This is a genomic window from Shewanella sp. 10B, assembly GCF_023475885.1.
GTDB classification, from domain to species: domain Bacteria; phylum Pseudomonadota; class Gammaproteobacteria; order Enterobacterales; family Shewanellaceae; genus Shewanella; species Shewanella mangrovisoli.
Genome location: NZ_JAMDJO010000002.1, coordinates 379161 through 391487, shown reverse-complemented (window position 1 = coordinate 391487; position 12327 = coordinate 379161). Strand labels below are relative to the sequence as shown.

At 49.4% G+C, this 12327-nt stretch carries 9 protein-coding genes; 6 read left to right on the top strand and 3 right to left on the bottom strand.

The window, feature by feature from the left end:
* Positions 1-8: 8 nt before the first annotated feature.
* On the bottom strand, positions 9-1349 hold the full coding sequence (locus M0415_RS09205; protein WP_249554198.1) for a cytochrome ubiquinol oxidase subunit I: 1341 nt from the start codon (positions 1347-1349) through the stop codon (positions 9-11).
* A 145-nt stretch (positions 1350-1494) separates the two neighbouring features.
* Here M0415_RS09205 and M0415_RS09200 point away from each other — a divergent pair, with 145 nt between their 5' ends.
* Together M0415_RS09200 and M0415_RS09195 are read left to right on the top strand one after the other, a co-directional pair.
* Complete coding sequence (locus tag M0415_RS09200; protein ID WP_249554200.1) at positions 1495-2907, top strand: aminotransferase-like domain-containing protein; 1413 nt, start codon at positions 1495-1497, stop codon at positions 2905-2907.
* Between the two features lie 205 nt (positions 2908-3112).
* Positions 3113-4405: an O-acetylhomoserine aminocarboxypropyltransferase/cysteine synthase family protein gene (locus M0415_RS09195; RefSeq protein ID WP_249554202.1), complete on the top strand. Its 1293-nt coding sequence runs from the start codon at positions 3113-3115 to the stop codon at positions 4403-4405.
* Positions 4406-4480: 75 nt separating this feature from the next.
* Here the strand turns inward: M0415_RS09195 and M0415_RS09190 are convergent, their stop codons facing one another.
* A complete protein-coding gene (locus M0415_RS09190; RefSeq protein ID WP_249554204.1) occupies positions 4481-7624 on the bottom strand; it encodes a DUF2339 domain-containing protein in 3144 nt (1047 codons plus the stop codon).
* 207 nt (positions 7625-7831) lie between these two features.
* Positions 7832-8965 (bottom strand): methyltransferase, encoded by a 1134-nt coding sequence (locus M0415_RS09185; protein ID WP_249554206.1) that lies wholly within the window; start codon positions 8963-8965, stop codon positions 7832-7834.
* 190 nt (positions 8966-9155) lie between these two features.
* On the opposite strand from M0415_RS09185, the gene M0415_RS09180 reads away from it, so the two are divergent.
* From M0415_RS09180 to luxS, 4 genes are all read left to right on the top strand, one after another.
* Positions 9156-9815 carry an alpha-ketoglutarate-dependent dioxygenase AlkB family protein gene (locus M0415_RS09180; protein WP_249554209.1) on the top strand — a complete coding sequence of 220 codons (660 nt, stop codon included), beginning with the start codon at positions 9156-9158 and terminating at the stop codon, positions 9813-9815.
* A 134-nt stretch (positions 9816-9949) separates the two neighbouring features.
* Entirely contained in the window at positions 9950-10270 is a 321-nt protein-coding gene (locus M0415_RS09175; RefSeq protein ID WP_011716063.1) for a BolA family protein, read from the top strand.
* A 260-nt stretch (positions 10271-10530) separates the two neighbouring features.
* Positions 10531-11643 carry a TRAP transporter substrate-binding protein gene (locus M0415_RS09170; protein ID WP_249554211.1) on the top strand — a complete coding sequence of 371 codons (1113 nt, stop codon included), beginning with the start codon at positions 10531-10533 and terminating at the stop codon, positions 11641-11643.
* Between the two features lie 155 nt (positions 11644-11798).
* Complete coding sequence (gene luxS / locus M0415_RS09165) at positions 11799-12308, top strand: S-ribosylhomocysteine lyase (protein WP_011716065.1); 510 nt, start codon at positions 11799-11801, stop codon at positions 12306-12308.
* Positions 12309-12327: the final 19 nt, after the last annotated feature.

Sequence of the window (12327 nt, the reverse complement as noted above, 5' to 3'; positions counted from 1 at the left end):
CGGATTTGTTATCCATGGTGCTCAATCCCTTGCGCTATCGGCCCTTTACTGATGAGCCGCATCATGTAGCGATAACCCACGCCAAAAATGCCGAAGTAACAGATAACAAACATCATCAGGCTGAGGCTTAAATGGGTCACACTGTGGGACGAAACCGCATCTTGAGTGCGCATTAACCCTTGGATAACCCAAGGTTGGCGGCCAAGTTCAGTGGTAAACCAGCCCGCGAGGGTTGCGATTAATCCCGCGGGACCTAACAGCAGTACCAAGCGCAGGAACAGGCGATTGCTGTATAGCGTCTGCTTGCGTCTAAGATAGAGGCTCCAGATTCCCGCCAAAATCATCAGCACGCCTAAGCCCACCATCACCCTAAAACTCCAAAACACTAAGGGCACATTAGGCCAATCCTCGGCAGGAAACTCAGTGAGTGCTGGCACTTGCTTGGTTATATCGTGTTTTAAAATCAGACTGGCTAATCCTGGAATTTCCAAACTGAAATGATTGGTTTGCTTATCCATATCGGGCATCGCGAATAAGATGAGCGGCGTAGGTTCATCCCCTTCATTACGCCAATGACCTTCCATCGCCGCGATTTTTACCGGTTGATACTCAAGGGTATTGAGCCCGTGAAAGTCACCAATCACTGCTTGCAGCGGCGCAACAATCAATGCCATCCACATGGCCATGGAAAGCATTTTACGAATCGCGGGAGTATCGTTTCCTTTGAGTAAATGCCATGCGGCGGAGGCGCCAACAAAGAAGGCCGAGGAGAGAAAGGCGGCAACCGTCATATGGGTTAAACGGTAGGGAAATGAAGGATTAAACACGATTTGCCACCAGTCGATGGGGACGACTCGGTTATCAATGATTTCAAAACCCTGAGGTGTGTGCATCCAACTATTGGAGGCGAGGATCCAAAAGGTTGAAATCACAGTGCCCGTGGCCACCATGCAAGTGGCAAAAAAGTGCAGCTTTTTGCCAACCTTATTTTGCCCAAACAGCATCACCCCAAGAAATCCCGCCTCGAGGAAAAATGCTGTCAGCACTTCATAGGTGAGCAGAGGGCCGGTTACGCTGCCCGCAAAGGCCGAAAAGCCACTCCAGTGGGTGCCAAATTGGTAGGCCATCACTATGCCTGAGACCACGCCCATGCCGAAGTTAATGGCAAAAATTTTGACCCAGAATTGATAAAGCTGCTGATAAATCTGATTGTTTGTCTTCAACCCGAGTCCTTCTAACACGGCTAAATAGGTGGCTAACCCAATAGTGATTGCGGGAAAGATAATGTGAAAAGAAACGGTAAAAGCGAATTGGATCCTCGCGAGTACGGTGGCATCAAAATCAAACATAGTGTCCTCAGGCGTGCAGCAAAGGGATGTGTAAAAGCAAGTCGCTCAGCGCCTCGGATTCGTACCGCTGATGGCTTGTGTGCTATTAGACCATGGGGTAATCTGGCTATAACAGATACAGAATTGACTAAGTTAGCTATAACAGATGCCTAAGTACCAACAGTTAGCGCAGGATCTCAAAAACCGAATTACTCAAGGTGTCTGGCAGACGGGGGATAAATTGCCATCATTGCGGCAAACCGTGGCGGATTCGGGGCTGAGTTTAATGACGGTGCTGAACGCCTATCAGTTACTCGAAAGCCAAGGCGTGATATTGGCGCAGGCAAAATCCGGTTACATAGTGGCGCCTCAGCCTGAAGCCTTTCGTTATCCAGAGACTCAACGGCAGATCTATTTCTCCGATAAGGTCGATATTAACGAGTTTGTGTTTAACGTATTGCAGGCATCGAAACAGGCGGGGATTGTGCCCTTTGGCTCGGCATTTCCCGATCCCAGTTTATTTCCACAGCAAGCCTTAGCGCGCTCGTTGGTCAAGGTCACTCGGCAGATGTCACCGTCGTTTGCGGCCGATAATCTTCCCCCCGGTAATGCTGGGTTACGCAAGGCGATTTCCCAACGTTATGCCAAGTTAGGCATGAGCGTGGCGCCCGATGAAATTTTAATTACCTCAGGGGCGATGGAGGCGCTGAACTTGAGCTTAGCGGCCTTGGCTCAGGCGGGGGATTGGGTCGTGATTGAATCGCCCGCCTTTTATGGTGCGATGCAAGCCATTGAGCGCCTCAAGCTGAGGGCGATTGCGGTCGCAACGGAACCCCGCGAAGGGATTGATCTTAATGCTTTGGCTGAAGTGCTGAAGACCTATCCCGTCAAAGCCTGTTGGTTGATGAGTCTGCATCAAAACCCCTTAGGTTGTAGTTTGTCTGACCAGAAAAAACAGGCTGTTTATCAACTGCTTTGTGAACATAATGTCAGTCTGATTGAAGATGATGTATATCAAGAGCTTTATGTCGGTTCGAGTGCGCCTAGGCCGATTAAAGCCTTAGACACCCAAGGCTGCGTACTGCATTGTGGTTCCTTTTCGAAATCTTTGATTGCGGGATATCGAGTCGGTTGGGTTGCCGCGGGGCGCCATGCCCCTCAATTGCAACGCTTGCAATTAATGTCGACCCTCTCAACCAGTGCGCCTATGCAACTGGCCATCGCCGATTTTATTCAGTCGCCCCAATATGAGCGTCATTTAAAGCGCTTACGCCACACCTTAGCGGATCGCAAATTTGCCATGTATCAGTTGCTGCGGGCTCACTTGTCGGAGTCTGTAAGTGTGAACTTTGAGCCGGGCGGTTATTTCCTCTGGTTGGCGTTGCCTAGTCATATGGACGCGACGCAGATATACCATAGCGCGCTTGAGCGAGGGATCAGTATCGCGCCGGGGAATCTCTTTAGTAATCAAGCAGAGTTTCGCCATTTTATGCGCATTAATGCCTCCTACGATTGCTCACCCGAGATAGTGCGTGCGGTAAAAGCGCTCGCGCAGCTCCTAGAACACTCCCCGAATTGATACGCCAAAGTGTGAGCCGTTGCGGTAAATTCGATGGTGATTTAAAAAGATTTAGACTTCTAGATGTCCATCTGTTAACTTGGATGCAGTGCACAAATCTTGTGCGATCGGAGCATCAATTTGCGTAGCGTACCCCTCGATTTGCCTTGGGGAGTGGCTATGTTTGAGGAACGGCTTGGGGAATTTATTGGGGAAGGACACAAAGATGAAACTTGAATCACTGGCGTTACACCACGGATATGAATCAGAGGCGACCACGAAAGCCGCTGCGGTACCTATTTATCAAACCACTTCCTACACCTTCGATGATACCCAACATGGTGCTGATTTATTTGACTTAAAAGTCGCAGGCAATATCTACACGCGGATTATGAACCCGACGACCAGCGTGCTCGAGCAGCGGCTTGCGGCCATTGAAGGCGGCATAGGTGCACTCGCACTAGCCTCGGGAATGGCGGCCATTACCTATGCGATTCAAGCCCTTACTCAGGTGGGGGACAATATTGTCAGTACCAGCCAACTCTATGGCGGCACTTATAATCTGTTTGCCCATACGCTGCCGCGCCAAGGAGTCGAAGTACGGATGGCAGCCTTCGATGACTTTGAAGAGCTCGATGCCTTAATCGATGCTAAGACCAAGGCGCTATTCTGTGAGTCCATCGGTAACCCCGCCGGCAATATTGTCGATCTTAAACGTTTAGCCGAGATAGCCCATAAACACGGTGTGCCTTTAATTGTCGATAACACTGTCGCTACCCCTGTTCTATGTCGCCCGTTTGAACATGGCGCCGATATCGTTATCCATTCGTTGACCAAATACATTGGCGGCCATGGAACGACGATTGGCGGCGTGATTATTGACTCGGGCAAGTTCGATTGGGTGGCGAACAAAGAACGCTTTGCTCTGCTCAATCAAGCCGATCCTTCCTACCATGGTGTGGTGTATACCGAGGACTTTGGTGCCGCGGCCTTTATTGGACGTTGCCGCGTGGTGCCGCTGCGTAATACTGGGGCGGCGCTCTCACCTCACAGTGCATTTTTGCTGCTGCAAGGGCTGGAAACCTTGAGCCTACGTATGGAGCGTCACTGCTCGAATGCGTTGGCCTTGGCCGAATATTTGATACTGCATCCTTCGGTCAGTTGGGTGAATTACGGCGCTTTGCCGAGTAGCCCTTACCGTGAGAATTGCCAAAAAATCACCGGCGGTAAAGCCTCTGGGATTATCAGCTTTGGTATTAAAGCGGCCACTCCTGAGGAGGGGAAAATCGCTGGCGGCAAGTTTATCGACGCGCTACAGATGATTTTACGCTTAGTGAACATTGGTGATGCCAAATCGCTGGCTTGCCATCCCGCCAGTACCACCCACAGACAACTAGATGCAAACGAGCTTGCCAGAGCAGGAGTGTCTGAGGACTTAATTCGAATCTCCGTTGGCATTGAACATATCGACGATATTATTGCCGATGTGGCGCAGGCGCTGGAAAAAGCCTTGGCTTAAATTAGTAGATTGATTATTAGAATGAAAAAGGCCGCTAATGTTAGCGGCCTTTTACTTTACAAAACTGACGACTTATTAGTTTGCTTCTTGTAGGCGATTACGCGCCTTTTGATAGAAGTAAGAGACGGTCAGTAAGATCACCCCAATCAACATAAAGGCGATAACCTTTTGCACTAGCTCGAAGGATGCCATATCCAGCAATAACACTTTCAGTGTGGCTAAGGTAAAGAGTCCGGCGGCGAGGCGGATCATATCCGCATGCTGGGGTTTTAAGCTGATAAACATCAACACGCTGCCATGCACGACGAGCAAAATGGCGCTGAGTGGCGCGGCAATCATATTATCGAACGCATAACTCCAGGTGAGATAACTCAGCGCGAGCAATCCATGCCAGCCCCATTTGAGCCATTGCAGCGGTAAGAAACGCTGATGCAAACGAATAGCGACGCCGCGGCGTAAGATAAGTAGCGCGAGCAGTGCTAATGCCATCAATTCACAGAGGATCAATAACACGTTATCCAGATCGAGTCTTAGCGACAACTCAAAGTGCAGCATTATTGGCAGCAGCGCGAGCCCTAGACAAAGCCCGTAGGCCAAGCTGTAGCTTGAGCGCACCGCGGCTTGGATTTCGATGGCTAAGTGCGCCATTAATCCCGTTTGCACGGCGCCATGTTTGATGCGTCTTTGGAGCAAGAGGGCAAAGTAGCCGCTCAGTGCTAAAGCTGTCATCGACCATGCCACTACATCGACGCGGTTAAATCCATAGACTAATACGGCCAGCACCAGCGCGAAATAATAAGGGCTAAGTTGCCATTGCAGGGTTAGCAGTGATGCCCAAGGCTTGGCAAACTTGCGATAACGCAGCAGTATAAAGCCCATGACTAGAGCACCTATCAGCAGCGCGATAAGTCCTTGCCAAACTTCAAATAGGCACAAGCTGGCGGTGGTGAGGATCGCTAGCCAAGTCAAAATCTTGGTTTCAATCTCAAGGGCTTTATGCTTGATAACATAGGCAAGGGCGAGGCTGAACAAACTGCTGAGCCAGAGTGCAACCGCGGTAAACTCCCAATAACTGCGCATCACCTTAGGCAATAAGATTAGTGGCAGCAGCAGATAACAGCAGAGTTGTATCTGCTTGGCGGCCTGGGCGAACAGCGAGCTTGGATAGTGCTTACGATACCAATAGTGGGCCAGCAACAGGGCGGCGAATAATTCAATGCGTGCCAGCTTTGCCATCAGTGGCTGCGCACTAAAGCTCAAGCTGCCAGAGAGGGTCACGCCTTCGACCACGGTAAATAGGAGTGGCAGCAGCAAGAGCCAAGCGGCAAACTCGCTGACCATCAACTTGTCTTTACCACTTAAATACAACAGCAACAGACTCACAAGCGGGATGATGGCGAGGTAATAATCGCTGCTGACAAGGTAAGCCGCCAGCAAAAGGGTCGCCACATAAAAGCCACTGAGTAACTCTTTGAATAAATAACTCAATTGCCGTTCGAGCCGCGACAGTGGTAACTCATCACAGTGGATTTGGCGGATAACAAATAGCAGGGCCGCCGCGCTTAAGGCTAACGCGAGCAGCGGGAACCCAAGCGCCACCACCGGCGTTTGCTCGCCAAGTCCGAGTAGGGAAAAACCTGTCAGCACCGCATATAAATTGAGAACCAGCCCTGTTAGCAATAACACATAGGCTTCGGCGCGCACCGAAATCAGTTTCTCCTTAAGGCCAATCCACAGCAGGAGCAATGCTTCGAGAATGAGCACTAAGCCCAGGAAATCATGACTTAAGAGATAAAGGGCGGCAAAGGCGGCAAAACTGCCGCCAAAGACTAATAAGAGACTGCGCTGGGACGGGGCGAGTCGAGACTTGAGCTTAACGTATAAACCTGCGCATACCAGAGCATTGGCGATAAAAATCTCCCCGGCGAATGGCGTAAATTGGGTGAGTTCGAAGATAACAAAGGCCAGTAGGGCTATCGGCAGAACCAAGGCTCTATGGCTGAGTGAGGTCGAGGAGGAATTAACGATACACCCATATAGACCATAGAGATAAAGGAGTGCGTTAATGCTCACTAGAGCTAGCACTGCAGCGCCGCCCCATTGGGTGAGCGGTAAATCGACAAAATAGCTGAAGGCTTCGATGCAGGCGATATGTAGGAAGGCTGTGATTTCCAGCAGTAATGGCCAGTGTAATTTACGGCTTTGGGCGAGTGCGCCCGCACCTATCAGTAGCAGATAGGGAATATACAGTAGCGGCGCATAGCTTTGGGATAACAGCATCATAGGTGCCATCGAGCCGCCGACTAGGGCAATCACGGCAATAACTTTGGCATCGAGTCGCATCGACAGGCCATAGCCCGCTAAGGTAATCAATAGCAGCAGGATAAAGCTGGCACTGTTAGGGATAATCTCAAAGTAGGGGCCAATAAAATAGGCGCAGAGATAGTTTAGGATAAGGCCTAATCCGACAATCCCAGAGCCAAAGTCGGCCATGCCCGCCCTTTTTTGGCGGATAAAAATCCCGCCCGCAATAATCGCATTGGCGCAGCCAAAACCCAGCAGGGCTTTGCCGAGTTCGGAAAACCAATGGTTGATGGAATATTGCAGTAGGTAGCCAAAACCTAGGGTGAGTGTGATGATGCCCGCGACCGTCATCAAAAATACCGGGCCTAAGCCCTTGGCTTGATAATGTTGATAGAAACCTTTGACCTGTTCAGTGATGGCCGCAAATGGCGCCATGATGGCGGCAACGCCTTGGGATAATAAGGTCTCTAATTGGCTTGCAGCCTGCACGCCCACTTCAAGTCCGGCTTGCTGAGAAAAGGCCTTATCTTGCTGCAAATCATCCTGCTGCGAATCCACTGGTGAATGCACGGCTTTTGAGGGGGCCTTAGCATGGCGCTGCCAAGGATCGTCTTGCCAAGGATTTGCCTCGGGCATTTGTGGCTGGATATGGGGAGCCATTTCTTCAGATTGCAGCGAGGCGCGCTCATCCCTTGGCTCAATCGTCGTGCCGAATGGCGCTGTGATATCGTCCGTGCTGGCGGATGTGTTGGTGAGAGGGCCATTGTCTTGCTGCTCAAGCTGAAGACTGATGCTATCGAGCTTGGCCGAGAATTCTGCCAGTTGGCGGCTGAGTGAAGATTGCTGCGACAGATGCTGCAGTTTTAACTGCGCCAATTCTGCCTTGAGTTGGTCAACGTCATCCTTTAACGGCATCTCAATATCCTAAATATGCTTTCCATATCCATGGGGCATAAAAGTCTAAGTGACTCACTTTTATGCTTTTACTGTGAAAGATTGTACTGGCAACTAGGCATAACGGCTAGTAAAAAGCCGTTACTCAGTATGTGCGAATGCGAACGTGGAGGAGATGAGGCAAAGATAGCGCAATGATTTCGCCCTATCTTTGCCGTATGAAAGTGGTTATTTCTGCGCTTGCAGGATCACAAATTTGCCGTTGGAGGCGACTGTGGTGCAGTTTTTAAATAAACGCTGCAATTTGACGTGGTAAGCCAAGTGTCGATTCCCCACTATATGTAAAATGCCGCCATTTTTGAGTCGGCGCCGCGCGTCTAAAAACATCTGCCAAGCAATGTGGTCGGTAATCGCCTCGCCCTGATGGAAGGGCGGATTGCAGAGCACTAAATCGGGTTCTACTCCATCGGGTAGGTGGGTCATACAATCATCCCAATGGAAATGGCCTTTACCTGCGGGGAGTTGGTTGTTTGCCCAGTTGGCTTTTGCCGAGGCCACTGCCATTTCGGAATCATCAATAAAATGGATATCGGCATTAGGGTATAACTGGGCCGCACGCAGACCGAGCACGCCATTGCCACAACCCAGGTCGACAATCGTTTTAAAGTCTCCCTGAGGGAGGTTATCCAACATAATGCGCGCGCCGATATCGAGCTTATTGGCGGCAAACACATTGCTTAAATTGCTGATGTGGAGGTTGAATTCGGAAATATCCCAAGTGACTTCCTTCGGTAAGGCACGTGGTTTGCCATCGCTAATACAGGTGATGACGCGGGTTTTCTTCCAAGCGAGGCTGGCGCTCGCTGGCCCTAAGTATTTTGCAAATACTTCCAATAAGCTCGCGTTGATAGACTTGGCTTTTGCGCCAATTAACACTTTGCAGCCTGCGGGCAACACTTGGGACAAGCGCATCAGCTGGTGGGCAAAGTAAGTGAGGTTTTTAGGTAGCTTCATCAATACGAGAGCGAGATCGCCTGGTAAGGCATCGCGACTGGTAAACCTGGTTAGGTTATCCATAGGCAACTGATTGCGATGATGATTTTGCTCTGCACCTAAAAAACTGGTTCTGGCATCGGTTTCGACATTCAGCGGCCAATCGGGATTAAGTCGCGATAGGGCGCAGCTTAAGGCGCCAAAGCTGTCGTTGATAATGGCCGTTGGCACCGCGGTTTGTCCGCCTTCGACTAGGGTGTTAATCAAATGCTCGTCTGCCGCATCCCAAGCTTGGAGATTGGATTCCTGCGAAGCGGGGTAGCGAAAGAGTTCAAGCTCAATCCCTGCCACTGAAAATTGTGTCGTCATCTTTGTGCTAAGCCAATAAAAACGGTGCGAATAAAAACGCTGCCATTAAAACAGCGCCAATTAAATAAGGCGCAGATTATCGCAGATTTCCCTTTATCGTGCGATGCTTGCCTGAGGTTGTATATCTGCTCGTGCATTTATGAGTGATTGGGTGGGGTCAATCACAGTCGTCAGTGGTATAAGGTACTGTATGAAACAAGTCGATTTAGGACTCGAACCAGAGGTCAATCTTGAAGCTGATAGCGGCACCTCTTGCGTCCATCATCAAGGTGCGGCACAAGTCGAGCCGCCTATCACCTTAGTTAGGGATTATTTGAATGTGGCACAGCAGAATGCCCTACTCAAGGAGGCCGAGTCTTACCCATTGAGTCGCCCACAAATTCAAGTGTTTGGTGAATATCATGCCATTCCAAGGCAGCAGGTTTGGTATGGCGATGCGGGATGCGACTATTTATATTCGGGGCTATTTATTCGTGCTCTGCCTTGGCCTAAGTATTTGCAAAAATTGCGTGACAAGTTGCAGCGGGACTTTAGCCTTGGCAGCAATGGTGTGTTAGTGAATCGCTATGCAGATGGTCAAGATTGCATGGGCGCCCACAGCGATGATGAGCCCGAGATCGCGAGCGGCAGTGATATTGCCTCTATCAGCCTTGGCGCCTCGCGGGATTTTGTGATTAAACATAAACACAGCAAAGTGAAATACACTATTAGTTTGCATAGCGGTGATTTACTCATTATGCACTGGCCAATGCAGCAAGATTGGTTGCACAGTGTGCCTAAGCGCTTAAATGTTAAAGCACCTCGCTGGAACTACACCTTTAGGCAATTGATTGTTAATTATCATGGCTGATTGAAAGGCAAATCATTTCATACTGTTACTAAATTGGCTCAGTTTAGAGCCACAAAGCTGACGTTGAAATTTGATCTTTTGTACTTGAAGCAGTACTCTGCGGCCACTGGATTTTCCCATGTTGAGATTTGAATATGTCCAATACCCATGCGCAGGGCACAGTGGCACAGACCATTGATCAGAAGCTGACTGAAAGCTTTTCGCCAACTCATTTAGAAGTCCTTAACGAAAGTCACCGTCACCATGTTCCGCCTAATTCAGAGACTCACTTTAAAGTGGTTGTCGTCAGTGATGAATTTGATGGGCTTCGTTTGCTCGCCCGCCATCGTTTGGTAAATAACTGTTTAGCCAACGAGTTAGCTAATGGTGTGCATGCACTTTCTATCCATACCTTCACTCAGAGTGAGTGGGCTAAGGATGTTGAAGTGCCTAAAACGCCAAATTGCCGCGGTTAATTCGGCCACCGAACTTTATAAAAGCCACGTTATCAACGTGGCTTTTTTGTTTTAGGTCAAATAGACGACAATATGCGGTTTCCCTGTTGAATTTTCTGTGTTAACAATATGTTCTATTTTGTACTGAATTAGTGCTCACTGTTTATAGTGAATGGAATGTAAGTCGTAAGCATCTAAACAAGAGTGCTTTACATCAGCCGATACTTAAGAGCGCTAATTTTCATACTGTTAACTAACTTCGCATTCAGGGAGAGTGTTCGATGCGTCATTTGGGGTGCCTAATCTTTACGGTATTGCTTATTGGTCTCGGTGGGTGTAATCCCGCGCCCCAGCATATCGAGCAGACTGCAGCACCTCATGCCGATGCGACTCCCGTTAAAGATGTTATCGAGTGGCGTTTAGCCACGTCTTGGCCGAAAAATTTCGCAGGTTTAGGTATGGCACCTGAGCGTTTTGCCAAGCTGGTGAACGAGATGTCCCACGGCCGCTTACAAATTCATGTGTACGGTGCGGGAGAATTAATGCCCGCCTTTGCGGTGTTCGACGGGGTGAGCCAAGGTAAAATTCAAATGGCCCACGCCGCCTCCTATTATTGGAAGGGGAAAGCGCCCGCCTCGCAGTTTTTTTCTTCGATCCCCTTTGGCATGACGGCCCAAGAGATGAACGGCTGGCTGCATTATGGCGGCGGCATGGCATTGTGGGAAGAAGTCTATCGCCCCTTTGGCATCATTCCATTAGCGGGTGGTAATACTGGGATGCAGATGGGCGGTTGGTTTAATAAACCTATTAATAGCATTGCCGATCTTAAAGGCTTGAAGATCCGTATGCCGGGCTTGGGGGGCGAAGTGCTCAAGCGTGTCGGTGCTGTACCCGTCAATATGGCGGGCAGGGAGCTTTATGGCGCTTTGCAAACGGGGTCTATCGATGCAGCTGAGTGGGTTGGGCCTGTGAATGACCTCGCCTTTGGTTTACATAAAGTCGCCAAATATTACTATTACCCCGGTTGGCACGAGCCTGGTTCCAATATGGAGTTTTTGATTAATAAGGGTGCGTTCGAGAGTCTTCCCCAAGATTTACAAGCCATAGTCAAAACGGCTGCACGCGCCATCAATCAAGATATGCTAGACGAATACACCACACGTAATGTGACAGCCCTTGACACCTTAGTCAAAGATGAAGGTGTAGTGCTTAAGGCTTTTCCACCCCAGGTGCTCACCGAGCTTGAACGTATCTCGCAGCAGGTCATTGAAGAGCAGGCCGAGCAGGATCCTATGATGCGAAAAGTGTACCGCGCTTACCATGCCTATGAGCAGGGAGTGCGTGAGTATCATAAGATTTCAGAGGATGCTTACAGCCAGCAGCGCCAGCACTAATGCCGCTAATTTGAACAAAATGTTCATATTAGCGTCTGATTAATGTGAGATGATTTCATCTTACATTATCTTGTTATCGACCTAATCCATTTGGTGTTATGCTTGCGCCCATAAACCGATAGCGGTTGTATCGCCCTAAGAATTTGGAGTTTCCTATGCCATTACTTGATAGCTTTACCGTTGACCATACTCGGATGAATGCGCCAGCCGTGCGTGTTGCCAAACATATGAGTACCCCAAAAGGCGATGCGATTACCGTATTCGATCTACGTTTTTGTGCACCGAATAAAGATATCCTCAGCGAGCGTGGTATCCATACTCTAGAGCATCTGTTTGCGGGTTTTATGCGTGATCATCTAAACGGCAGCGATGTTGAAATTATTGATATTTCACCAATGGGATGCCGCACCGGTTTCTACATGAGCCTGATTGGTGAGCCGAGTGAGCGCCAAGTGGCTGATGCATGGCTTGCCTCAATGGAAGATGTGCTCAAAGTGGTTGAGCAATCTGAAATCCCTGAGCTTAACGAGTATCAATGTGGCACTTACGAGATGCACTCGTTAGAACAAGCCCAAGATATCGCCCGTAACATTATCGCCGCAGGTGTGAGTGTTAACCGTAATGATGACTTAAAACTCAGCGATGAGATCTTAGGTCAACTCTAAGCTTTGCTAGGGCGCCACA

Bases quoted from the DNA above. Each gene is read 5' to 3' on its own strand.
- M0415_RS09205 (WP_249554198.1), bottom strand. From the start codon at position 1,349: ATGTTTGATTTTGATGCCACCGTACTCGCGAGGATCCAATTCGCTTTT.
- M0415_RS09200 (WP_249554200.1), top strand. From the start codon at position 1,495: ATGCCTAAGTACCAACAGTTAGCGCAGGATCTCAAAAACCGAATTACT.
- M0415_RS09195 (WP_249554202.1), top strand. From the start codon at position 3,113: ATGAAACTTGAATCACTGGCGTTACACCACGGATATGAATCAGAGGCG.
- M0415_RS09190 (WP_249554204.1), bottom strand. From the start codon at position 7,624: ATGCCGTTAAAGGATGACGTTGACCAACTCAAGGCAGAATTGGCGCAG.
- M0415_RS09185 (WP_249554206.1), bottom strand. From the start codon at position 8,965: ATGACGACACAATTTTCAGTGGCAGGGATTGAGCTTGAACTCTTTCGC.
- M0415_RS09180 (WP_249554209.1), top strand. From the start codon at position 9,156: ATGAAACAAGTCGATTTAGGACTCGAACCAGAGGTCAATCTTGAAGCT.
- M0415_RS09175 (WP_011716063.1), top strand. From the start codon at position 9,950: ATGTCCAATACCCATGCGCAGGGCACAGTGGCACAGACCATTGATCAG.
- M0415_RS09170 (WP_249554211.1), top strand. From the start codon at position 10,531: ATGCGTCATTTGGGGTGCCTAATCTTTACGGTATTGCTTATTGGTCTC.
- luxS (WP_011716065.1), top strand. From the start codon at position 11,799: ATGCCATTACTTGATAGCTTTACCGTTGACCATACTCGGATGAATGCG.